19 protein-coding genes are annotated in these 22,755 nt (G+C 70.0%); 14 read left to right on the top strand and 5 right to left on the bottom strand.

Annotated features, from left to right (window positions below; translation table 11 throughout):
• Positions 1-1,123: glycine cleavage system aminomethyltransferase GcvT (gene gcvT, locus C1I95_RS17760; RefSeq protein WP_111214928.1), on the bottom strand; the 1,123-nt coding region annotated here is incomplete at its 3' end.
• A 165-nt stretch (positions 1,124-1,288) separates the two neighbouring features.
• On the opposite strand from gcvT, the gene C1I95_RS17755 reads away from it, so the two are divergent.
• Positions 1,289-2,860, top strand: a complete 1,572-nt coding sequence (locus tag C1I95_RS17755) for a leucyl aminopeptidase (RefSeq protein WP_111214927.1) — start codon at positions 1,289-1,291, stop codon at positions 2,858-2,860.
• Positions 2,861-2,946: 86 nt separating this feature from the next.
• Here the strand turns inward: C1I95_RS17755 and C1I95_RS17750 are convergent, their stop codons facing one another.
• A complete protein-coding gene (locus tag C1I95_RS17750) occupies positions 2,947-3,276 on the bottom strand; it encodes a hypothetical protein (protein ID WP_111214926.1) in 330 nt (109 codons plus the stop codon).
• A 178-nt stretch (positions 3,277-3,454) separates the two neighbouring features.
• On the opposite strand from C1I95_RS17750, the gene lpdA reads away from it, so the two are divergent.
• Together lpdA and sucB are read left to right on the top strand one after the other, a co-directional pair.
• Positions 3,455-4,846: a dihydrolipoyl dehydrogenase gene (lpdA, locus tag C1I95_RS17745; protein ID WP_111214925.1), complete on the top strand. Its 1,392-nt coding sequence runs from the start codon at positions 3,455-3,457 to the stop codon at positions 4,844-4,846.
• Positions 4,847-4,918: 72 nt separating this feature from the next.
• Positions 4,919-6,721 (top strand): 2-oxoglutarate dehydrogenase, E2 component, dihydrolipoamide succinyltransferase, encoded by a 1,803-nt coding sequence (gene sucB / locus C1I95_RS17740; protein WP_111214924.1) that lies wholly within the window; start codon positions 4,919-4,921, stop codon positions 6,719-6,721.
• A 69-nt stretch (positions 6,722-6,790) separates the two neighbouring features.
• Here the strand turns inward: sucB and C1I95_RS17735 are convergent, their stop codons facing one another.
• On the bottom strand, positions 6,791-7,735 hold the full coding sequence (locus tag C1I95_RS17735; RefSeq protein ID WP_111214923.1) for an SDR family NAD(P)-dependent oxidoreductase: 945 nt from the start codon (positions 7,733-7,735) through the stop codon (positions 6,791-6,793).
• Between the two features lie 137 nt (positions 7,736-7,872).
• Here C1I95_RS17735 and C1I95_RS17730 point away from each other — a divergent pair, with 137 nt between their 5' ends.
• The 4 genes from C1I95_RS17730 to C1I95_RS17715 all read left to right on the top strand — a co-directional run bounded on the left by C1I95_RS17730 (position 7,873) and on the right by C1I95_RS17715 (position 13,251).
• Positions 7,873-8,451, top strand: coding sequence for a TetR/AcrR family transcriptional regulator (locus C1I95_RS17730; protein WP_199523797.1), 579 nt, complete (start codon positions 7,873-7,875; stop codon positions 8,449-8,451).
• Positions 8,452-8,497: 46 nt separating this feature from the next.
• On the top strand, positions 8,498-9,823 hold the full coding sequence (locus tag C1I95_RS17725; RefSeq protein ID WP_111214921.1) for a low temperature requirement protein A: 1,326 nt from the start codon (positions 8,498-8,500) through the stop codon (positions 9,821-9,823).
• A gap of 233 nt (positions 9,824-10,056) precedes the next feature.
• Positions 10,057-11,250, top strand: coding sequence for a D-alanyl-D-alanine carboxypeptidase family protein (locus C1I95_RS17720; RefSeq protein ID WP_199523796.1), 1,194 nt, complete (start codon positions 10,057-10,059; stop codon positions 11,248-11,250).
• 285 nt (positions 11,251-11,535) lie between these two features.
• Entirely contained in the window at positions 11,536-13,251 is a 1,716-nt protein-coding gene (locus tag C1I95_RS17715; protein ID WP_233513721.1) for an LVIVD repeat-containing protein, read from the top strand.
• A 71-nt stretch (positions 13,252-13,322) separates the two neighbouring features.
• On the opposite strand, the gene C1I95_RS17710 is transcribed toward C1I95_RS17715, so the two are convergent.
• Positions 13,323-13,958 (bottom strand): DUF305 domain-containing protein, encoded by a 636-nt coding sequence (locus tag C1I95_RS17710; RefSeq protein WP_158566418.1) that lies wholly within the window; start codon positions 13,956-13,958, stop codon positions 13,323-13,325.
• 238 nt (positions 13,959-14,196) lie between these two features.
• Here C1I95_RS17710 and C1I95_RS17705 point away from each other — a divergent pair, with 238 nt between their 5' ends.
• Together C1I95_RS17705 and C1I95_RS17700 are read left to right on the top strand one after the other, a co-directional pair.
• A complete protein-coding gene (locus C1I95_RS17705; protein ID WP_111214918.1) occupies positions 14,197-14,556 on the top strand; it encodes a hypothetical protein in 360 nt (119 codons plus the stop codon).
• 19 nt (positions 14,557-14,575) lie between these two features.
• Complete coding sequence (locus tag C1I95_RS17700) at positions 14,576-16,069, top strand: hypothetical protein (RefSeq protein ID WP_111214917.1); 1,494 nt, start codon at positions 14,576-14,578, stop codon at positions 16,067-16,069.
• Positions 16,070-16,132: 63 nt separating this feature from the next.
• On the opposite strand, the gene C1I95_RS17695 is transcribed toward C1I95_RS17700, so the two are convergent.
• On the bottom strand, positions 16,133-18,145 hold the full coding sequence (locus C1I95_RS17695; protein WP_199523795.1) for a penicillin acylase family protein: 2,013 nt from the start codon (positions 18,143-18,145) through the stop codon (positions 16,133-16,135).
• Between the two features lie 862 nt (positions 18,146-19,007).
• On the opposite strand from C1I95_RS17695, the gene C1I95_RS35280 reads away from it, so the two are divergent.
• The 5 genes from C1I95_RS35280 to C1I95_RS17670 all read left to right on the top strand — a co-directional run.
• On the top strand, positions 19,008-19,145 hold the full coding sequence (locus C1I95_RS35280; protein ID WP_158566417.1) for a hypothetical protein: 138 nt from the start codon (positions 19,008-19,010) through the stop codon (positions 19,143-19,145).
• A 347-nt stretch (positions 19,146-19,492) separates the two neighbouring features.
• Complete coding sequence (locus C1I95_RS17685; protein WP_233513719.1) at positions 19,493-19,717, top strand: hypothetical protein; 225 nt, start codon at positions 19,493-19,495, stop codon at positions 19,715-19,717.
• Positions 19,718-19,726: 9 nt separating this feature from the next.
• Entirely contained in the window at positions 19,727-21,136 is a 1,410-nt protein-coding gene (locus tag C1I95_RS17680) for an AAA family ATPase (RefSeq protein WP_111214914.1), read from the top strand.
• Complete coding sequence (locus C1I95_RS17675) at positions 21,133-21,786, top strand: DUF4276 family protein (protein ID WP_199523794.1); 654 nt, start codon at positions 21,133-21,135, stop codon at positions 21,784-21,786. The genes C1I95_RS17680 and C1I95_RS17675 overlap by 4 nt, the downstream gene beginning before the upstream one ends.
• 92 nt (positions 21,787-21,878) lie before the next feature.
• Positions 21,879-22,755 (top strand): TIGR01777 family oxidoreductase (locus C1I95_RS17670; protein ID WP_111214929.1); only part of this gene is annotated, 877 nt, incomplete at its 3' end.

The following is a 22,755-nucleotide window of genomic DNA, read 5'->3' as shown; positions in this document are numbered from 1 at the left end:
ACTTCACGGAGGGGTGGACGAAGGGGGGCCGGGTCAGGCGTACCGGGACTCGGCGGTTGCGGACGTCCACGTGCAGGTCGGTGCCGTCGGCGAGGCCGGGGGCGGTGTCGATCAGCGCCAGGGCGATGCCCTGCTTCTTCGTCGGGCTGAAGGTGCCGCTGGTGATGGTGCCGACCTGGGTGTCACCGTGGTACACGGCCATGCCGGGGCGCGGGATGGCGCGGTCGACGGCCGCCAGGCCGCGCAGCGTACGCGTCGGACCGGCGGCCTTCTCCGCGAGCAGCGCGTCGCGGCCCCAGAAGGCCGGCTTGTCCCAGCCCACCGCCCAGCCCGAGCGGGCCTGCACCGGGGTGATCTCCAGCGACAGGTCCTGCCCGTGCAGCGGGTACCCCATCTCGGTGCGCAACGTGTCCCGGGCGGCCAACCCGCAGGCCCGCGGCGCCGGTTCGGCGGCGAACAACGCGTCCCAGACCGCGACCGCGTCGCCGGCCGGGACCACCAGTTCGTAGCCCAGCTCACCGGTGTAGCCGGTGCGGCAGACGGTCAGCTCGACGCCGTCGAGGGTGGCCGGCGAGAAGCTCATGTACCCGTGCTCGGTGGGCAGCCCCAGCGCGCCCAGCAGTTCCGCGGAGCGCGGCCCCTGCACCGCCAGTACGGCGTGCGCCTCGTGCTCGTCGGTGACCGTGACCTGCGGCGGCGCGGCGGCCCGCAGCCGGCGCACCACCTCGGCGGTGTTCGCCGCGTTCGGGATGAGGAAGACGTGGTCGTCGGCGTACAGGTAGGCGATGATGTCGTCCACCACGCCACCGGTGGCCTCGTCGCAACAGAGGGTGTACTGCGCCCGGCCCGGGCCGATCCGGCCCAGGTCGTTGCTGAGGCAGGCGTTGACGAACGCCGCCGCCCCCGGCCCGGTCACCCGTACCTTGCCGAGGTGCGAGACGTCGAACACGCCGACCTCGGTCCGCACCGCGGTGTGCTCCCGGAGCACCCCGCCGCCGGCGTACTCCAGCGGCATCTCCCAGCCGCCGAACGGGGCGAACTTGGCGCCGAGCGCGGTGTGCCGCTCAGCCAGCGGAGAACGACGCAGCCGGGTCTCGGCAGCGTCGGTGGTCACGTCGGTCATGGGTGGGAACTTACCGGGACGCACCGGTCTGGTTAGCATCGGCGGGACCCCGCTGGATGAACCGGCGGGACAGCATCGACGTCCGGCGGGTAAATCACCCGCCGGCACACTCCACCGCCGGTACGCCACCACGCGACCGGCCCGGCCCGCCCGGGAGCAGCTTCCGTGACATCGCCCAGCACCACCCTGAGCCTGGTCGACACCGACCCCGCCGAACTCGCCGTCGACGCGATCGTGATCGGCGTGCATAGTACGACCGGCGAGCCGGCCGCCACCAGCGGCTTCGCCGGCACCCTGCTGCTCGCCACCGGCGCAGAGAGCATCGCCGCCGCCTTCGACGGCAAGTTGACCGAGACGCTGGCGCTGCTCGGCGCGACCGGCGGCCCGGGCGAGGTGATCAAGTTGGCGACCCTAGGCACCGTCACCGCCCCGGTGATCGCCGCAGTCGGCCTCGGCCCGGAGCCCAGCGGTGCGGCGCCCGCGCCGGAGACCCTGCGTCGGGCCGCGGGGGCCGCCGTACGGTCCCTGGCCGGCGCGCCCCGGGTGGCGCTCGCGCTGCCGCTGCCGGACGACGCGGACGCGATCGAGGCGCTGCGCGCCGTCGCCGAGGGTGCCCTGCTGGGCGGCTACCGCTTCGCCGGCTACAAGACCCGGCCGCAGCCGACCCGGCGCGAGCCGGTGGCCGAGGTGCTGGTGGCCGTGCCGGACGCCGCGGACGCGGGTGCGCAGGCCGAGATCACCCGGGCGCGGACGGTCGCCGACGCGGTCCGGCGCACCCGGGACTGGGTCAACATCGCCCCGAACGAGCTGCGCCCGCCGGCCTTCGCCGACTCGGTCGCCGAGGCGGCCCGGGCGGCGGGCCTCGAGGTCGAGGTGCTCGACGAGGTCGCGCTGCGCGAGGGCGGATACGGCGGCATCACCGCGGTCGGGCAGGGCTCGGAGGCCCCGCCCCGCCTGGTCAAGCTGACCTGGACGCCCGACGGCGGCGGCACCGGCAAGCGGGTGGCGCTGGTCGGCAAGGGCATCACCTTCGACACCGGCGGCATCTCGATCAAGCCGGCGCAGGGCATGTGGGAGATGAAGTCCGACATGGCCGGGGCGGCGGCGGTGGCCGCCACCATGCTGGCCGTCGCCGAGCTGAAGCCGGCGGTGACGGTGACCGCGTACGTGCCGATGGCGGAGAACATGCCGTCGGGCACGTCGTACCGGCCGGGCGACGTGATCAGCATGTACAACGGCAAGAAGGTGGAGGTGCTCAACACCGACGCCGAGGGCCGGATGATCCTCGGTGACGCGATGGCCCGGGCCTGCGAGGACGGCTGCGACTACCTCTTCGAGACCTCCACCCTCACCGGTGGTCAGGTGGTGTCGCTGGGCAAGCGGATCTCCGGCGTGATGGGCACCGCCGAGCTGTGCGAGCGGGTCCGCGAGGCCGGCGACGCGGTCGGCGAGCCGGCCTGGCCGATGCCGCTGCCGGACGACGTGCGCAAGGGCATGGACTCCGAGGTGGCCGACATCTCCCAGGTCAACGCCGGCATGGACCGGGCCGGTCACATGCTGCAGGGCGGGGTCTTCCTGCGCGAGTTCGTCACCGACGAGGTCGCCTGGGCGCACATCGACATCGCCGGTCCGGCCTACCACTCGGGCGAGGCGACCGGCTACTGGACCAAGGGCGGCACCGGCGTTCCGGTGCGTACCCTGCTGCACCTGATCGACGACGTGGCCGCCAACGGCTGACGTGCAAGGAGGGGCCCCCTGTTAACGCCTGGCGTAAGGCAGGGGGCCCCTTTTAACGCCTTGCCCGGACAGTGCCGCAGCGGGGCTCAGAACAGCTCGGGACGGCGCTTGCGGCGCTCGTTGTAGTCGCGCATGCGCTGCGGATAACCCATCAGCGCGATGTCGTAGATCGGGATGCTCAGCCGGTGCGCGAAGCGCCGCGCGCCGTCCGGCCCGTCGATGCGGCGCCGGGTCCACTCGCCGTCGTCGGCGATCAGGATGACGGTGGTCTCGGTGACGGTGGTACGGGGCTCGATGTACGCCTCGACCCCCTTCCGACTCCGGACAAAGTTCTCCAAGTGCTCCAGATCGGCGCGATTAGCCGTACGGTCAGGGTCAACCGCCCGTGCCCGCTTGCGTCGCCGGAACAGTCCCACCGAGCCGTCTCCCCACCGTCCGTCATCGAAGGCAGTGCCAAGGGTACGTGGCCGCAACGTGTCGTTGGGCACCTCGGTACGCGGGTTCGTCACGGTGGTGACAAGATGGCCGAGGTGGGGTGTGTCCCTGTTACCCCACCGTGACCCCCGATGCAGCGACGCGACCTGGGAGTTGGACGTGAGCGAGCCGAACGACGCAACCTTCGACATCGTCATCCTCGGAGGTGGCAGCGGCGGTTACGCGACCGCGCTGCGCGCCGTCCAGCTGGGCCTGACGGTCGCACTGGTCGAGAAGGCCAAGCTCGGCGGCACCTGCCTGCACAACGGCTGCATCCCGACCAAGGCGCTGCTGCACGCCGCCGAGATCGCCGACCAGACCCGCGAGTCGGAGCAGTTCGGCATCAAGGCCGAGCTGGTCGGCATCGACATGGCCGCGGTCAACTCGTACAAGGACGGCGTGATCTCCCGGCTCTACAAGGGCCTGCAGGGCATGCTCAAGAGCAACAAGTCGATCACCATCGTCGAGGGGCACGGCCGGCTGGTCGCCCCGAACACGGTCGAGGTCGACGGCAAGCGGTACACCGGCCGCAACGTGGTGCTGGCCTCCGGCTCGTACGCCAAGAGCCTGCCGGGCCTGGAGGTCGACGGCGAGCGGGTGATCACCAGCGACCACGCCCTGGTCCTGGACCGGGTCCCCGCCTCCGCCATCGTGCTGGGCGGCGGCGTGATCGGCGTCGAGTTCGCCAGCGTGTGGAAGTCCTTCGGCGTGGACGTGACGATCATCGAGGCGCTGCCCCGGTTGGTCGCCGCCGAGGACGAGGAGTCGTCGAAGGCGCTGGAGCGGGCCTTCCGGAAGCGGAAGATCAACTTCAAGGTCGGCAAGCCGTTCGAGAAGGTCGAGAAGACCGACAGCGGCGTGAAGGTGACCATCGCCGGCGGCGAGACCGTCGAGGCGGAGCTGCTGCTGGTCGCGGTCGGCCGCGGTCCGAACACCGCCAACCTCGGGTACGAGGAGCAGGGCGTGAAGATGGACCGTGGCTTCGTGCTGACCGACGAGCGGCTGCGCACCAACGTGCCGAACGTCTACGCGGTCGGCGACATCGTGCCCGGCCTCCAGCTCGCCCACCGCGGCTTCCAGCAGGGCATCTTCGTGGCCGAGGAGATCGCCGGCCAGAGCCCGGCGGTGATCGACGAGGCGGGCATCCCGCGGGTCACCTACTGCGACCCGGAGCTGGCCTCGGTCGGCCTCACCGAGGCGAAGGCCAAGGAACAGTACGGTGCTGACAAGATCAAGACTTACAACTACAACCTCGGCGGCAACGGCAAGAGCCAGATCCTCAAGACGGCCGGCTTCGTGAAGCTGGTCCGGGTCGAGGACGGGCCGGTGGTCGGCGTGCACATGATCGGCGCCCGGGTCGGCGAGCTGGTCGGCGAGGCGCAGCTGATCTACAACTGGGAGGCGTACCCGGGCGAGGTGGCGCAGCTCGTGCACGCCCACCCGACGCAGAACGAAGCCCTGGGCGAGGCGCACCTGGCCCTCGCCGGCAAACCGCTGCACGCACACGCCTGACCACGACGTATCCGCGGCGTCCGGCGACGGGCGATGATCCCCCCACCAGGGAAATGAAGGAGTCTGGAGAACATGCCGGTATCGGTCACCATGCCCCGGCTCGGCGAGAGCGTCACCGAGGGCACCGTCACGCGCTGGCTCAAGCAGGAGGGTGAGACCGTCGAGGTCGACGAGCCCCTGCTCGAGGTATCCACGGACAAGGTCGACACCGAGATCCCGTCCCCGGCGGCCGGCGTGCTGACCCGGATCGTGGTGGGCGAGGACGAGACGGCCGAGGTCGGCAGCGAGCTGGCGGTGATCTCCGGCGAGGGCGAGCCGGCCGGCGGCGGAGCCGCGCCGGAGCAGGCGGCCCCCGCTGAGCAGGCCGCCGAGGCGGCCGAGGAGCCCCAGGCCGAGGCGGAGCAGCCGGCCGTCGAGGAGCCGGCTCCGGCCGCCCCGGCCCCGTCGGGCGCGGGCACCCCGGTGCAGATGCCGGCCCTCGGCGAGAGCGTCACCGAGGGTACGGTCACCCGCTGGCTCAAGCAGGTCGGCGAGACCGTCGAGGTGGACGAGCCGCTGCTGGAGGTCTCCACCGACAAGGTCGACACGGAGATCCCCTCGCCGGTCGCCGGCACCCTCCTGGAGATCAAGGTCGCCGAGGACGAGACCGCCGAGGTCGGTGCCACGCTGGCCGTCGTCGGTGCCGCCGGTGGTGCCCCGGCCGAGGCGAAGCCGCAGCCGAAGCCCGAGCCGGTGGCGCAGCCGGCGGCTCCCGCCGAGCAGCCGCCGGCCCGGCCCGAGCCGCAGGTGTCGGAGCCCACGCCGGGCACGTCGTACAGCCAGCCGGCCGCGGAGGCCGAGACCGCGCCGGAGCCGGTCCGGGCCGAGCAGGCCGCGCAGCCGCCGGCACCGGCCCCGCAGCGCGTGGCGGCGCCTGCCGCCGGTGCCGAGCAGGCGGCCGGTTACGTGACCCCGCTGGTACGCAAGCTCGCCGGCGAGCACGGCGTGGACCTCGCCTCGGTCAACGGCACCGGTGTCGGCGGCCGGATCCGCAAGCAGGACGTGCTGGACGCGGCCGAGAAGGCGCGTGCCGCCAAGGCCGCCCCGGCTCCGGCGCAGCCGGCCGCGCCGGCGGCCCCGGCCCGGGCCGCCGAGAAGCCGCAGCCGAGCGCGAAGCGCGGCACCACGGAGAAGCTGCCCCGGATCCGCGCGGCCATCGCCAAGCGGATGCAGCAGTCGCTGCACGAGATGGCGCAGCTCACCACGGTGATCGAGGTGGACGTCACCAAGATCGCCAAGCTGCGTGCGCAGGCCAAGGACTCGTTCGTCCAGCGGCACGGTGTCAAGCTGTCGTTCCTGCCGTTCTTCGCCCTCGCGGCGATCGAGGCGCTCCAGACGTACCCGATCGTCAACGCCCGGATGGACCTCGATGGTGGGACGATCACCTACCCGGAGGCCGAGAACCTCGGCATCGCCGTGGACACCGAGCGCGGGCTGCTGGTGCCGGTCATCCACAACGCCGGCGACCTGAACCTGGGCGGCATCGCCAAGCGGGTCGCCGACCTGGCCGAGCGGACCCGGACCAACAAGATCAGCCCGGACGAGATCGCCGGCGCGACCTTCACGCTGACCAACACCGGCAGCCGGGGTGCCCTGTTCGACACCCCGATCGTGCCGTCGCCGCAGTCGGCGATGCTGGGCACCGGTGCCGTGGTCAAGCGCCCGGTCGTGGTCAACGACCCGGATCTGGGCGAGGTGATCGCGGTCCGCCAGATGGTCTACCTGGCCCTGTCGTACGACCACCGGCTGATCGACGGCGCCGACGCGGCCCGCTTCCTGGTCGCGGTCAAGGAGCGGCTGGAGGCCGGCAACTTCGAGGCGGAACTCGGCCTGTAACTCGCCGACGACCCGAAAGGGCGCCCTGGTCACGCTGACCGGGGCGCCCTTTTCGTCCGAGGTACGAGGTCAGTCGGCGAGGGTCTGCTCGCTGACCCGCCACAGCCGCTCGGCCGCCTCCGGGTCGAGGGCGTACCCGGCCACGCCGGTGCGGGTGCCCGGCTGGTTCGGGCCGGCCTGCTGGCAGTCCTCGAAGTAGCGCCCACCGACGCCGTCGAGCAGCGGCGACGTGGCCACCAGCACCGAGGTGGCCGCGCCCTGCTCGGGGGTCTTCCAGGCCGGTGCCGCCGGGCCGCTCTGGGCGCGCAACCGGGTCAGTTCCTCCTCGGTCACGTACCGCTGGAGGTTGGTCCGGATACCGCCGGGGTGCAACGCGTTGACCAGGATGCCGTCGTCGGCCCAGCGTCGGCTCGCGGCCACGGCGAAGAGCACGTTCGCGGTCTTGGACTGCCCGTACGCGGCCCACGGCTCGTAGTCCCGCCGCTGGAAGTGGATGTCCTCGAAGACGACCGGCGAGCGCAGGTGCGCCGCCGAGCTGACCGAGACGACCCGCGCGCCCTGTGCCGCGGCCAGCGCCGGGCGCAGTCCGGTGGCTAGCGCGAAGTGGCCGAGGTGGTTGGTGGCGAACTGCATCTCCCAGCCCTGCGGGGTGCGCATCTCGGGCGAGGCCATGATGCCGGCGTTGTTCAGCAGAAGGTGCAGCGGCCCGTCCCAGGTCGCCACGAAGGCGGCGATCGAGGCCGGGTCGGCCAGGTCGAGCGGGGCGACCGTGACTCGGTCGCTGCCGGTCGTACCGGTGATGTCCGCCGCGGCCCGGGCGCCCTGCTCCGGTTGGCGAACGGCGAGGGTCACCTCGGCGCCGGCGGCGGCGAGCGCGCGGGCGGTCTCGACGCCGATGCCCGATCCCCCGCCGGTGACGACGGCCCGCCGGCCGGTGAGGTCGATGCCCGCGACGACCTCCAGCGCGGTGGACGCCGCGGTGAACGGGGTGCTGACAGGTGTACCGATGGTCATGATCCATCCTTGGGTGAGACGGCGCGGCGGGATGGCCCGCCGCTACGATGAGAAGCGGAGGCTCCTCCGTTACGGACCAGGTTAACCGGAGGATCCTCCGGTTGCTACCCGGGGCGGAGGTCGAGTCAGGAGGAGACGTGCCGGAGAGACAGCCCCGACCCCTGCGCGCCGACGCGCTGCGCAACCGCGAGCGGCTGCTGGACGCGGCGGTCCGGGCGTTCTCCCAGGCCGGCGTGGAAGTGACGCTCGACGCGATCGCCAAGGACGCCGGCGTGGGCATCGGCACGCTCTACCGGCACTTTCCCAGCCGGGAGGCGCTGGTCGAGGCGGCCTACCGCAACGAGTTGGAGAAACTCTGCGACTCGGCCGGCGAGTTGCTCGATCAACTGCCGCCCGCCGAGGCGACCCGGGCCTGGATGGACCGCTTCATCGACTACGTCACCACCAAGCGGGAGATGGCCGACGCCCTGCGGCTGGTGATCGCCGCCGGCACCAACCCGTACGCGCAGAGCCGGGACCGGCTGCTCGCGGCCGTCGCCCGGCTGCTGGACGCGGGCGCGGCGGCCGACACGATCCGGTCCGACGTCGACCCGGGTGACGTGCTGGCCGGGCTCAGCGGCGTCTCCCTCGCCGCCGGCGGGCGGGACCAGCGGGACCAGGCACGACGGCTGCTTGACCTGCTGATGGACGGCCTGCGGTACCGCCTGCACGGCTGAGCCGAATCGCGCCCGTGGCCCGGTCCCACGCTGCGAAACTCAGGCGATGGGCGACAGAGGCTGGCGGGGGCGGCTGGGGCCGGCCGTCGGGATAGCGCCGGGCGCCCGGGTCGACAAGTTCGAGATCTTCTTCGACTTGGTCTTCGTCTTCTCGTTCTTCAACATCGCCCGGGCCACCGCCGCCAACATCAGCGGCCGGCAACTGCTGCACGCCGTGCTCGTACTCGCCGTGCTCTGGTGGTGCTGGGTGGTGCACACGGTGGTGGCCACCCGGGTCCGGATCGGCGAGGGCTTCGTGCCGGTGCTGATGGTCGCCGGGATGGCCGCGCTGTTCTGCTTCGCGCTCGCCCTGCCGCAGGCGTTCCAGAGCCCGCACGGCGGCGACGCCGGGCCGATCGTGGTGGCGGCCAGTTACGTGGTCATCCGAGCCGTACACCTGGTGCTGTTCCTGCATCTGGTCCGCAACGACCCGGTGGAACGCCGGCAGCTGCTCCGGTACGCCCCCGAGCTGACCCTGAGCACCGCCCTGCTGATCGTCGCGGCACTGCTCCCCACCCATCTGCCCGACGGCACCGCCGAGACGGTACGGGACGCCCTGTGGATCACCGTCGTCCTCCTCCAGTACGGCACCGGACTGCTCGCCAAGACCTGGGGCTGGGAGGTGACCTCGGCGGAGCACTGGACCGAGCGGTACGACCTGATCCTGATCATCGCGCTGGGCGAGTCGGTGATCTCCGTCGGCCTCGGCAGCAACCTGATCGGCCAGCCGCCGACCTGGCCGGGGGTGACCGCGGCGGTGTTCGGGATCGTCTTCACCGCCGCCCTGTGGTGGGCGCACTACGACGTGATCGGTCCGGCTGCCCGGATCTCCCTGCACGCCAGCCAGGGCCGACCCCGGGTGCTGATGGCCCGCGACGCGTACGCGTACCTCTACCTGCCGATGATCTCCGGGATCATCCTGTTCGCGCTGGGCGCCGAGGGCATCGTGCACGACATCGCCGAGCCGGGCGTGCCGGTCAGCGAGCCGGCGCGCGGGCCGGACGTGCCGCTGCTGTTCGGTGGGGTTATCTGCTACCTGGCCGGGAACATGCTGTTCCAGCTGCGTACCCTGCGAACGCTGTCCTGGCTGCGGCTCGGCACGGTGGGGGTGCTCGCGTTAGGCATCCCGTTCGCCATGCCCCTGCCCGGGCTCGCCGCCCTCGGCCTGCTCACCGTGATCTGCGTCGGAATGGTCAGCGCCGAGGTGGTGCTGATGTCCGATGCCCGGCATGCGTTGCGCGCCGCCGTCTTCGAGGAGCGGACCACCCACGAGGCCAACGAGGCCGCCTTCCGCGCCCGCTGGCACGAGAACCCACCCGAATCGACGCCCTGAGCACGCCGTCGGTAGCGACGAGGCGGGACGTTCCGGGACACGTTTCGCCTCTTCCTCGAAGCGGCACGACGGCGACGGCGTAGCGACAACGGTCGGATTGGCGGCGGTTGCCGACGCCGAGGCCAAGGACGAAACAGGCGGGCCGCATCGCACTCAGGCCGCTCGTCAGCGGAGATACGCCGCGCTTTGCCCAATCGCCGCGCGCCTGCCGAGCCACTACTACCGTCCGTGACGTGGTCTCTTCTCGTACCGTTGCCGTGGCCTTGAGCGCTGCGCTCGCCTCGCCCGCCGGATTGGTCGTGACTCCCGCGTGGGCCGCGGCGGCGCCTCAGCCATGCCCCACTGTGGAGTCGCCGGCACGGCCGTCCGCCACGCCGTCGCCGCCGCCGGTCAAACCCGCCGACGGGACGGTCGGCGGGGAGGCCCTGGCGACGCCCGGCCTGGCCGCCCCGGCCGGCGCACCGAAGGTGCCGGCCGTCACCGCCACCTCCTGGCTGGTGGCCGACCTCGACAGCGGGCTGGTTCTCGGCGGCTGCGGACCCCACGAGCACCGGACCCCGGCCAGCGTGCAGAAGCTGCTGCTCGCCGCGACCCTGATGCCCCGCCTCGACCCGACCCAGGTCGTCGAGGTGAAGCGGGACGACCTGCAGGATCTGGATCCGGAGAGTTCGCTGATGGGGGTGGTCCCCGGTTGCCGGTACACGGTCGAGGACCTGTGGTTCGGGCTGCTCCTCGAATCCGGCAACGACGCCGCCAACGTGCTGGCCCGCCTCGGTGGCGGCGGCGCCGGTCGGGCGGGCGGCGTGCAGGCGATGAACGACGAGGCGCGGCGGTTGCACGCCAACCAGACCCACGCGGAGACACCCTCCGGGCTGGACGGACCCGGCCAGTACACGAGCGCGTACGACCTCGCGCTGATCACGCGGACCGCCTTCGCCCGCGAGGACTTCCGCCGGTACATGGCGACCCGGGTCGCGCAGATTCCGGCGCAGCCGGGACGGCCGGAGTTCGCGCTCAAGAACGACAACTCGATGATGAGCAGCTATCCGGGCATGCTCGCCGGCAAGACCGGCTTCACCGATCTGGCCCGGCAGACGTACGTCGGCGTGGCCGAACGCGACGGCCGCCGGCTCGTGGTGACCCTGCTCGGCGCGGAGACCGCACCGCTCGGCAGCCTGGGTGAGGCGACGGCGCTCTTGAACTGGGGATTCGCCCTCTCCCCCGACCAGTCGGTCGGTCACCTGGTGGCGCCCGAGGTGGAGAAGAAGAAGGACGACCAGGTGGTGATCGCTGCCGGCGGCAAGGCCGGCGGGTCCGGTGGATCGTCGTCGCTGCCAGCGCCGGCCGCCTTCGCGCTCGGCGCCGCCCTCCTGATCGTCGTGCTCGGCGTGATCGTCGTGCGGCGCAGGCGCGCCCGCCACCGGTAGGCGGCACGACCCCGCGCAGCGACCATCCGACGATTGGCGAATATTCGGACCGGATTTCCAGGGCGGCTTCCGCTACCTGTCGAAACCGGTCCGATAGGTGCTCCCACCTGGCGTTCTCTTCACCCGAACGGCGGAGACGCCGAATGACCGTCCGCCGGTACGGTCCTTACTCACACGACGCGCCCATCACCACCTGGACGTCGCGTCGGTCTTTCCACCGAAAGGCAGGCAATGGCACTTCTATCCCCCCTTCGGCCCCGCCGGGGTCGACGAGTCCTCGGCGTGATGGCCGCAGGGCTACTCCTCGCCGGCATGCTGCCGGGCACGGCGTCGGCGGCGGAGCCCGATCCTCGAGTCGGGCTCGGCGCCGGCTGGCTGAACGCAGAGAGCGCGATCAGCAACCTGGAGCACCTGGCGAACCGCCCCAAGCCCGCGGGCTTCGTCGACCCGGCGAACCCCGGCAGCGGCTCGTACCTCAACTCGGACCTCGGCTTCGGCGGCAAGTACGCGTTCCTGGGTAACTACAACGGGTTCAACATCGTCGACGTCTCCAAGCCGGCCGACCCGACGCTGGTCACCAGCGTCGTCTGCCCGGGTGGCCAGGGCGACCCCTCGGTCTACGGGAACCTGCTATTCATGTCGGTCGAGGAGACCCGCGGGCGGCTCGACTGTGGCACCAACTCCGCTGTCGGCACCCGGTTCCAGGGTGTCCGGATCTTCGACGTCAGCGACGTGCTGAACCCGGTGCAGGTCGCGGCGGTTCAGCTCTGCCGTGGCTCGCACACGCACAGCCTGGTGACCGACCCCAAGGACCCGAACAACGTCTACGTCTACGTCTCGGGTACCGCCGGGGTGCGCCCGGCTACCACGATGGCCGGCTGCAACAACAACACCGCGACGGGCGAGAACCCGTCGAGGTGGCGCATCGAGGTCATCAAGGTTCCGCTGGCCGCGCCGGAGCAGGCCGCGGTCGTGAGCGAGCCGCGGCTCTTCGCGGACCCGGAGACCGGCCGGATCGACGGCCTGCAGAACGGGCCGACGTCGCCGCGCCACCCGTCCGGCTCGACCTGGTCGCCGTCGCCGAACACCATCGCCTGCCACGACATCACCGCCTACCCGGAGATCGGGTTGGCCGCCGGTGCGTGCCAGGGCAACGGCATCCTGATCGACATCTCGGACCCGGCCAACCCGGTCCGGATCGACGAGGTCTCCGACCCGAACTTCGCGTACTGGCACTCGGCGACGTTCAACAACGACGGCACGAAGGTCATCTTCACCGACGAGTGGGGCGGCGGTAGCGGTGCTCGCTGCCGGGACACCGACCTGCCCGAGTGGGGCGCCAACGCCATCTTCGACATCGTCAGCCGGAAGATGGAGTTCAAGAGCTACTACAAGCTGCCGGTGCCCCAGACGCTGCAGGAGAACTGCGTCGCGCACAACGGTTCGCTGATCCCGGTGCCCGGCCGCGACATCATGGTCCAGGCCTGGTACCAGGGCGGCCTCTCGGTGTTCGACTTCACCGACTCGGCCAACCCGCACGAGATCGCGTTCTTCGACCGTGGTCCGATGAGCGCGACCTCCCTCGTGACCGGTGGGTACTGGTCGGCGTACTGGTACAACGGCAACATCTACGGCAACGAGATGTCCCGCGGTTTTGACGTGTTCGCGTTGAAGCCCAGCGCGCACCTGTCGAAGGCGGAGATCGAGGCGACCTCGCAGGTGCAGCTCGCCGAGTTCAACGCCCAGCACCAGCCGAAGGTCAGCTGGACGCCGAGCTTCGCGGTCGCGCGTGCCCACTACGACCAGGCGGTCCGGGCCAACAACATCGGCCACCCGCTGAAGTCCCAGGTCGACATGTTCCTGGAGCGGGCCGAGGGCTTCGCCGCCGACGGCAAGCGGTCCGCTGCGGTGGCGCAGCTGGGGGCCATCTCCAACAAGCTCAAGGCTCCCGAGCACCAGGCGCTGAAGCAGGCCATCCTGGACCTGCAGGCATCGCTCTGACCTGTCCCTGAATCGGCCGGCCCCCTTCCGCTTGGCGGAAGGGGGCCGGTCCGTACAAGCCGAAGGGCACGTCAGCGCATCTTGGCCAGTAGCTCCTGCATCCGCTGAATCTCGATGCTCTGGTCGGCGTTGAACTCCCGGGCCATCTGGTCGGTGGCCGGCTCGTGCCCGCCACCCGACTCGTACAGCTCCGTCACCATCGCGATCGCTCCCTCGTGGTGGCGAATCATGAAGGTGAGGAAGAGCCGGTCGAACTCCGCGTCGCGTGCCTGCCGGAGCTGCCCGAACTGCTCTTCGGTGAGCATCCCCGGCATCAGCTTGTGCCCGCCGTGACCCGCGTTCGGCCCCGTGCTCGGCACGTTCCGGTCCGCGAGCCAACGCTGCATCAACGCGATCTCGTCATGCTGAGACACGTCGATCCGCTTGGCGAGCAGACCGATATCCGGGTTGTCGGTACGGCCCGACACGAGTGCCGTCATCGCCAACGCCTGCTCGTGGTGCGGGATCATGCCCTGAATGAACAGCGTGTCGGCCGCGGTGAACTTGGGCGGCGAGATCTGCGCCACCTCCTCCTCCGACAATGTCCTGCCCGCCTGACCCGGCGCGCCCGGCTGGACCACGTGCGAGCTCGGCGGGCGGTACGGCGGCTCACTATCAGGCCAGAGGGCGACGGCCACCCCCGAGCCGACCGCGGCCGTGACGACCACGGCTGAAATGACCACGCGACGAGACAGCGGCATGATTCACGTACCAATCCCAGCTTGAGCTGCACAGATGTGAAGGCCATCGTGCCTCAAGTCCCGCGCCGTCACCAGGGACCGGCCGGCTGTTGGTGGATCAACCACGGGCCAGCGGACGGCTGGCTGGTCGGGTAGCCGACCGACTGATTGACACGGCGGCGAACGGAGTCCGACATTGGACCTGTTCGTTGAAAGGTGACGCACCGTGCACATCGAGATCGCCGACCATGTGGATCTCGATCGGGCGGAGGCGCTGGTCTCGTGGCTTGAGCGTCCTCATCTCGACCGGGTCACCATCACACTGCCCGGACTCGACACCACGGAACGTGAGCGAGCCGCGGTAACCGTCCTCCGACTGTTCAACGACTGCGGCTGCGCCTGGGGGCTCGCCGCTCTCGTCCTCGCCGGAACCGGCGCCCTCCTGGTCCGGCCGGACGGCGGCCAGGGCATCGCCGGTGTCGTACTCGCCGGTCTGCTGGCGGCCGCCGCCGGCAAGCTCCTCGGCCTGGCGTGGAGCCGCCGGCGCCTGCTCGCGCTGCTGCACAACCTGCGTTCAGCGTCCTGACCCGCGGAAGGGGGATCTCATGGCACTCGTCTGCACCGAAATCACCGAATGGGTCGAGGAGAAGGTCTCCACACCCGTCGAGGAGTGGGAGGAACGGCAGGAGAAGCGGTGCAAGAAGTATCCCTGGTACGACCCGCGCGGCTGGGTCTGCTGGTTCGTCACGATCCTGGTGAAGGTCGTCCGCTGGGTGGTCGTCACCGTCGGCAAGTGGGTGGTCCGCACCGTCTGCAAGATCGTCGCTGTCGTCGTCGAGGCGGTCATCGAGATCGTCGGCGGGCTCTGGGACGTGATCGTCGGCATCTTCACGCTCGACTGGCGGCGGATCCTCGACGGCCTGCTCCGGATCGGGCTCGGACTGGCCCTCGGGATCATCCGGCTGCTACGCATCGTGCTGCTCGGCGACACCATCGACTACATCATCGAGGAGATCAACCGGGAGCGGCTCCGCCGGTACGTACGCGGCCTGCTGGAGGCGAAGTACGACGGCGACACGCTGGCCGACATCAAATCGGCGATCCGCCTCGACCACGGCGCGTTCGGGCTGCGGCTGCACGCGACCGCGTACCGGACGATGCTCGACTCGGAAACCCCGTCGGCACGCGAGCCGGCCGTGCCCAACCTGGTCGTACTGCACGAGCGAGGCGCGATCAACCTGCGCGCACTCTGCGGCTTCGAGTTCGACGAGGGCTTCTGGAACCGCAAGCGCTACAAGACCCTGAAGAAGGGGCCGGTGCTGGGCGGCGGTGGCGGTGGCGAGTTCGACAACCCGATCTCCGCCGACGAGTTGGACACCTACCTCAGTACCCGGGGCGCGGCGGGGCCGAAGTTCATCGTGCTGCCGATGCGGGACGGCGCCCTGGACACGAAGGTCTGGACGGCCAGCGAGAAGGGCCGCGAGCTGGCGCTGATGCTGGACTTCGACCAGGATCGGCGAGAGGTCACCGAGGCCGGCCACATCGTGCACACCGGTTCCGGCCCGGCCCAGGTCAGATTCCTCCGGGACGTACTCGGCCGGCGGGACAAGCCCACGGACCCGCTCGGCGCGACCGCCGACCTCTGCCACCCGGTCGTCGCCGGGGTGTTCCGCTACACCAACACGCTGCGCGGGCTGGCGAGCAACCTGCACGAGAGCAAGTGCGGCCTGGACGGACATGACGCCTCCGGCGCCACCTTCGTCGACAACCTCCCGGACGCGATCTGGAAGTACGTACCGATCCACGAACTCGGTCACTGCTTCGGGCTCTGCCACACCGACGGGGTCGATCGGATCATGTACTCGCCGAAGACCAACAGTTGGTGGCGCGGCTGGTCGATCCCCCGCAGCCTGTTGAACATCTACCTTGAGGGCGAGCCGTCCTTCACCTTCGCCGAGGCGAAGGCGACCTGGGACTACATCGTGGCCCACTTCGCCCCGCAGTGCCTGGGCGCGCGCCCGATCGTCATCGGCGCCGCACCGGCACCCCGTACCGCGGCGGACGGGTCCGTTGTCGGCGTACCGCCGGCCTTGGACTGACGGCAAGCGGAAGGGAGCGGCAGCCGACGCTGCCGCTCCCCCGCGTGCCGCTTCAGTGATTGCTCACTTGCCTGGCTTGTAGCGCCGCTCGATGTGGCCCTTGAGGTCGTCGGGGTAGAAGTAGACGGGCCGGAGGTTGCCGCTCGCGTAGCGTTCGGCCTGGTCGGTGAAGTGCGGCGAGTCGGGGTTCCCGCTGTTGCCGCCCTCCCTTACCGCCCAGGCGCGCAGCCTCGGCCCGAACTCCACGACCGCCACGAAGGTGTTGCCGCTGGTGGCGTAGAAGCGCCTCGTTCCCGGCCGGCGCGAGCCCGGGTACGTGGCGAGGGAACCCCAAGTCCCGGAGGTGAACGGCACCGGGATGCTCGGCTTCGCATCGTCGAACGTCTGGACGATCTCGCCGTCGTTGCGCTGAAAGCGGTTGATCTCGCCCCAAGGCACTTGCCAGCTGCCAAAATCCGCTGTCAGCCGGTCCACTGCGGCGTCGAGCGACGCGAGTCGCTGCGCATCGGTGGCGCGCGACCCCGCGGCCCAGAATATGGCGAGCGAGGTCGCAGTCGAATCCGCGCCCCAGCGATAGTCCCAGCCGCGTAGCAGGCTGATCGGGCCGGCGAGCCGCACCTTCTGCTGGTTGCCCTCAGGGAGGCTGTCCCAGGCTGCGACGAGCTGCGGTATGAGCCCGGCGAAGGCGCCGAGGTAGGAGTCGAAGGCAACATCGCGCAGCGACTGCGGGGTGAAGTCGTTCCGCCCGGTCATCAGCTCGATAACATGCCGCCCGCGCTCGTTCTCGCTGCCCGTGTTGAAGTAGGGGGGATAGTCGGCGGCGTTGGGGCTGTCCGCGCCCGCGCTGGTCCAGGGCCAGTTGTTCGTGTTGAACGCCCAGCCATTTTGCGGATTCACTGCCTGCGGAATGCTCTCGAGGCTGTGCAGCCCTTGCCAGTCGGTCGCCGGACTGCTGCCGTCGACGGGCTGGAGATAGTTGAGTCGATCGTCGCGGATCGGCATGAACTGCGGCAACAGGAAGGCGATGTTGCCCTTCGAATCCGCGAACAGCGTGCTGTTCGAGCTGTTCGCCTTGAGGCTCGCCACCTCGATGTAGTGCGCATAGTCCCGCGCCTTGGTGCGCAGGAAACTTTGCTGCAGCGCCTCGACGGGCTTGTTCATCAGTGCGCAGGCGATCCACCTCCCGGACGCCTCACGCACGATCGGGCCGTGATGCGTGGCGAAGGTGGTGAAGCTGCGCTGGGCCTGCCCCCCGTCCGCCGAGCGGTAGGACAATGTGACCGTCTTCGTCGTCACCGGCCGCAGTTCGTCGCCGTACCGGTAGAAGCGGCTGCCGTCCGCCCCGGTCACGATCGTCTCGGTAAACTCGTCGATATTGTCGACCGGGGCTGATGTGTGCATCCAGCCCACGTTCTCGTTGAAGCCCTGGTAGACGAAGAATTGCCCCCAGGTGGTCGCACCATAGGCGTTGAGCCCTTCACCGCTCGTCATATGCAGTTCGGAACGGAAATAAAAGCTGGTGTGCGGGTTGATCAGCAGCAGCGCTCTGCCGTTCTGCGTGTGGCTCGGAGCGATCGCGATGCCGTTCGAGCCCGAGGGCTCGCGGAACGGCGCTGCTGGCTCCGCGTCGGTCAGCATGAACGGGCTGTTGTCGTAGAAGGCCCGGAGCTGGGTGAGCGACACCCGCTCGATGTCGCCACCGATGCTGCCTTCGCTGAAGCTCAGCGCCATCCACGGCTCGAATCGCGTGATCACGCGCGGACGCACCTCGGGGTGCGTCGCGAGGTAGTAGTTCAGCCCGTCTGCCCATGCTTCCATCAGCTTGCGCAACCAGGCCGGGCTGCTCGCGTAGAGACGCCTCAGCACCTCGGGATCGATGAACAGCCGCTGGCGCAGGTCCTGCCAGATCGCCGTCTCGCCCTCGGCCTCGGCGAGACGGCCGAGGCTGACCAGATAGTTCCGCTCAATGCGGTTGAAGTCGTCCTCGGCCTGGGCATAGATCATGCCGAACACCGCATGGGCATCGGTCCTCCCCACCACGTGCGCGATCCCCCACTCATCGCGGGTGATCGTCACGTGCGCCGCTTGCTGGTTCCAGCGGGCGTGCTCGGGTGGGGTCTGTGGGGGAGCGGCGGACGCGGTGCCGGCTGGCAGCCCCGATGCGACGGTCCCAGCGGCCAGTCCGGCTGCTCCACCCAGGACGCGGCGACGGCTCAGCCCTTTGTTCTGCGTGTGGTCCATACGTTGTTGCGCCTTTCTCTGGAACAACAGATCGTGTCCGCTTTACGCGAGATCGGTGGCACCACATTCCAATCCGTTGGTGCCGTTACGGATCGCCGATCCCGGACCCCCGCGTCGATCAACATTGGAAGAATGCGCCTTGGCGCCAGCCGTTCAGATCGCACCCCTCCAGGACCGCTTAGTGATCAGCCTGCTCTGAAATGGGTACCACCCGCTCTGACCCCTAGGCAATAGAGATCAACAAATACTTGACTGTGTGACGCGCTCGTAATAATCGACATCCGTCGCAGTGCGTCGCAATTGCTGCTGCTGAACGAACTCAGGGACCAGCCGCCCGACCAGGGCTCGACATCTGTCGAAGTCGCTCACCGCATACCGAGGGTGCACTCAAGGAGGAGGGGGCGAGCGGCGGCTGCGGCACGCCGGCACGTTCGAGCAGTACGGGGATCCCAGCCACGGTCGACGGTTGTCGGCGGTAGGCAGCCGCCTGCCGCCGAAGAACATCGAGCGGGATACCGGGTAGAGGTCAAGGTGATGCAGCAGGAACTCGTCAGGATGGACCGCAGCGATGCCGTACGGCTTCCGGGAAGTCCCGTTAAGCGAGCGGACCATGTGAGCCACCTCAGGGCTTCGTGGGCACGACTAGCTCTCGGGTCGCTCCGTGACGAACACCCCGACGCCGTGCACGCCCTCAACCATGCCTGCATTGCAGCACAAGAATCGCCTGGCGCACGACCTGACCGAGCTGGCGGCACGCGGCCAGGCGGCCCGCGTACCGAACGGCCGGCCAGCGGTGAACGGGCTGGCGGCACGCGTACCCGAACGGCGGCGCTGAAGTGGCGACGACCCGATGGCGGAACGACAGGCCGGTGCCGCTCGCGCCCCGCCATCGGCGGACCTGGCGCGGACTGCGCCGCTGGTGCGCTGCGGCCTGCGCTGGCGAGACTGCCCGGACCGCCACGCGCCGGTGCCCACCGAGCCGCCGACACCGCCGCGCAACGCGCGCTGGTGGGACGAGGCGACCCGCGCCAACCCCCAGGTCGGCCGGGTCGGGCGGCTGACTCCCGCGCAGACCTGGCGGGCCAACGGCGGGCGCTGGTTACCGCGACCCCGCACACGCCGCTGCGCCAACTGGGGCTGTGCCGGGCCTGCGCCGCGCCGTGGCCGTGCGGGTCCGCGCGGGTGAGGCTGCTGCGGGAGTACGCGCGCGACCGGGTGGCGCTGCTGGTCTACCTGGGTGGGATGCTGCACGACGCGGCCGACGAGCTGCACACGCTCAACCCGCACGACGGTCCGGCACCGGGGCAACTCTTCGACCCCTTCCTCGGCTGGGCTCTCATCCGACGAACGCCGGCGCCGCCGCGCCGACCCACGACGGCGCCTGGTGGTTCGCTCGACTGCGGCTAGGCTCTGGCCATGCTGACTCGGCTCGAAGTGCAGGGGTTCAAGAACCTGCTCGACGTGGATGTCGAGTTCGGCCCGTTCACCTGTATAGCCGGCGCGAACGGCATGGGAAAGTCGAACATCTTCGACGCCATCGAGTTCCTCTCGTATCTGGCGACCGACTCGCTGGCCGATGCGGCTCAGCGAGTGCGCAGCACAGCCGGTGGCAAGGGTGGTGATCCACGCGACCTGTTCTGGGACGGCTACCGGGAGCACGAGCACCGGATCAGGATCGCAGCGGAGATGATCGTGCCGGCTGAGGTGGAGGACGAACTCGGCGAGCGGGCTCGTCCGGTCGCCACCAATCTCCGATATGAGGTGCTTCTGGGCTACGAGTCCTCGCGCGGCGACCATGCCCCTGGACGTCTCCACCTGCTCCGCGAAGACTTGCGACAGATCCCAGACGCCCGATCACGACTCGTCTTCCCCGCCGCCCCAGCGTTTCTCGACACTGTGCTGATCGACGACAACCAGGAACGCGTTTTCCTGTCCACCACCACCAACGGCGGCGGGAGCGAGCGGTTCATCAACGTGCACGACCATCGGAACCGGGTCGAGAAGTCGCGGCCAGCCAGTCGGATGGCGCGGACGGTACTGAGCACGATGATCACCGCAGACGATCCGACGGTGCTGGCCGCACGGAATGAGATGAGAAGCTGGCGTCGGCTGGCCTTGGAACCATCCGCGTTGCGGACGCCGGACGGCATCACCGGTTCCGAATCGCTGGCTACCAACGGCCGACACCTTCCCGCCACGCTCTACCGAGTGGCACATCCACCCGAATGGTCGGCCGAGCCCGACCGGGTTTACGCCAGGGTGGCCGGCAGACTCTCCGACCTGTCGGGCGTCGCGGTCGAGGATCTGGAGGTTGAGTTCGATGAAGCCCGGGAGCTTTTCACGCTCTTCCTGCGTGAGCGGGGAGGGTTGCGGCTGCCAGCGCGCGCGCTGTCCGAGGGAACCTTGCGTTTCCTCGCGCTCTGCGTCCTCCTGGAGGATGCCGAGTTCACTGGCCTGATCTGCATGGAGGAGCCGGAGAACGGGATCCATCCCGCGAACCTGCCTGCCATGGTGCAACTCGTCCGCGACCTCGCCATCGACCCGTCCGACACGCCCGGCGACGACAACCCGTTCCGGCAGGTCATCGTCAACACCCACTCGCCCGGCGTGGTGCAGCTTTGCGATCCTGCCGATCTGCTGCTCGCCGACGTGCGACTAAAGGCGGCTCCCGGCGGCGGAGCGGCGCGAGCCTTGTCTCTGTTGCCATACCGCCAGTCCTGGCGGGCAAGACGGGGAGGCCCGACCTTCTCGATGGCAGACATCGTGGCCTATCTCTCCGAGCCACCACAGGCCCGCCTACGCCTTCCCTCGGGCCTGACGGCATGACCGCACGGACCTACTCCGGCCTGTTCGTGCCTGAGGGCACGTCAGATGGGCCGCTGGCAGAACATATCGAACGCCTATTCTTCGACAGGGGCTGCACGGTCGGCCTGAGCACACCAGATTTCCCACGTCTGTCCGGGGTCAACCGGGACGTGGCATCGCGGGTGCAGGCGGGGCTCGATCTCGTTGGTGGCCCAGTCGACGTAATCGTCGTACATCGGGACGCGGACAACGCGGGCCAACATGCCCGCCGGCAGGAGATCGAGTCGGCGATGCAGTCGTTGGGGAGCGTGGCCGATCTCCTGCCGGTCATACCGGTACGCATGACCGAGGCATGGCTGCTGCTTGACGAAGCCGCGATCCGTCACGTCGCAGGCAATCCACGAGGACGGACAAGGTTGAACCTCCCGAGGCTTCATGAGGTGGAGTCGCGCGCCGATCCCAAGAGCATTCTCCGTTCCTGCCTGCTAACGGCGTCCGAGGAATCCGGCCGACGGCGTGACTCGGTGGCAAAACGGTTCAACGAACATCGCAGGCAATTGCTGGAACGGCTCGACCCGAACGGGCCCGTCCTCCGGTTGGAGAGCTGGGGCAACCTGGTCGCGGACATCGACGATGTCGTCAAGCGCTGGAGGTCCGCCGAGGCCCGGTAGCGCTCGCCTACGAATGGGCTGAAGCGCGAGCTATACCGCCGCGTGACCGACTCGACCGGGTCGGGCCGCCGCGCGTACCCGAAGATATGAGCATGCGGATCCTCATGGCCGGCGCGTCCGGCTTCCTCGGCACCCGACTGGTCGACCTGCTCGTCGCCGACGGGCACCAGGTGACCCGGCTGGTACGACGGAGGCCGCGCAGCCCCGACGAACGGCAGTGGACGCCCTCGGCGGCGCAGCTCGACCCGGCGCTGGTCGCCGAGGCGGACGCGGTGGTCAACCTGGCCGGCGCGGGGGTGGGCGATCGGCGCTGGAACGACCGGTACAAGCAGCTGATCCGGACCAGCCGGGTGGACACCACCAGCACCCTCGCCATCACGATCGCCGGGCTGCCCGCGGCCGACCGGCCCGAGGTGCTGGTGAACGCCTCAGCGATCGGCTGGTACGGCAACACCGGCGATCGGGTCGTCGAGGAGGACGCGCCGGCCGGCGAGGGCTTCCTCGCCGACGTGGCCCGGGTGTGGGAGGCCGCCACCCGGCCGGCCGAGGACGCCGGGGTGCGGGTGGTGCGGCTGCGTACCGGGCTGCCGCTGCACCGCGACGGCGGGCTACTCAAGCCGCAACTGCTGCCGTTCAAGCTGGGCATCGCCGGCCGGCTCGGCAGCGGCCGGCAGTGGCTCCCGTGGATCTCGATGACCGACTGGCTCAACGCGACCACGTTCCTGCTCGCCCGTGCCGACCTGGCCGGGCCGGTGAACGTGGTCGGCCCGGCCCCGGTCACCAACGCCGAGTTCACCCGGGAGTTCGCCCGCCAGCTGCACCGCCCCGCGATCATCCCGATCCCCGCGCTGGCCCTGAAGGTGGCCCTCGGCGGCTTCGCCCAGGAGGCCCTCACCAGCACCCGCGTCCTACCCGGCGTCCTCAACCGCGCCGCCTTCACCTTCCGCCACCCCGACCTCCCCACCGCCC

Origin of the sequence: Micromonospora craterilacus (genome assembly GCF_003236315.1) — a bacterium.
Lineage (GTDB): Bacteria > Actinomycetota > Actinomycetes > Mycobacteriales > Micromonosporaceae > Micromonospora > Micromonospora craterilacus.
The sequence above is the reverse complement of the archived record's forward strand: the minus strand, read 5'-3'. Positions and strand labels throughout refer to the sequence as shown.

Excerpts from the sequence above, each read along its gene's own strand:
- C1I95_RS35280 (WP_158566417.1), top strand. The coding sequence starts at position 19,008 with ATGCCTGCATTGCAGCACAAGAATCGCCTGGCGCACGACCTGACCGAG.
- C1I95_RS17735 (WP_111214923.1), bottom strand. The coding sequence starts at position 7,735 with ATGACCATCGGTACACCTGTCAGCACCCCGTTCACCGCGGCGTCCACC.
- C1I95_RS17725 (WP_111214921.1), top strand. The coding sequence starts at position 8,498 with ATGGGCGACAGAGGCTGGCGGGGGCGGCTGGGGCCGGCCGTCGGGATA.
- C1I95_RS17715 (WP_233513721.1), top strand. The coding sequence starts at position 11,536 with ATGGCCGCAGGGCTACTCCTCGCCGGCATGCTGCCGGGCACGGCGTCG.
- C1I95_RS17675 (WP_199523794.1), top strand. The coding sequence starts at position 21,133 with ATGACCGCACGGACCTACTCCGGCCTGTTCGTGCCTGAGGGCACGTCA.
- sucB (WP_111214924.1), top strand. The coding sequence starts at position 4,919 with ATGCCGGTATCGGTCACCATGCCCCGGCTCGGCGAGAGCGTCACCGAG.
- C1I95_RS17700 (WP_111214917.1), top strand. The coding sequence starts at position 14,576 with ATGGCACTCGTCTGCACCGAAATCACCGAATGGGTCGAGGAGAAGGTC.
- C1I95_RS17680 (WP_111214914.1), top strand. The coding sequence starts at position 19,727 with ATGCTGACTCGGCTCGAAGTGCAGGGGTTCAAGAACCTGCTCGACGTG.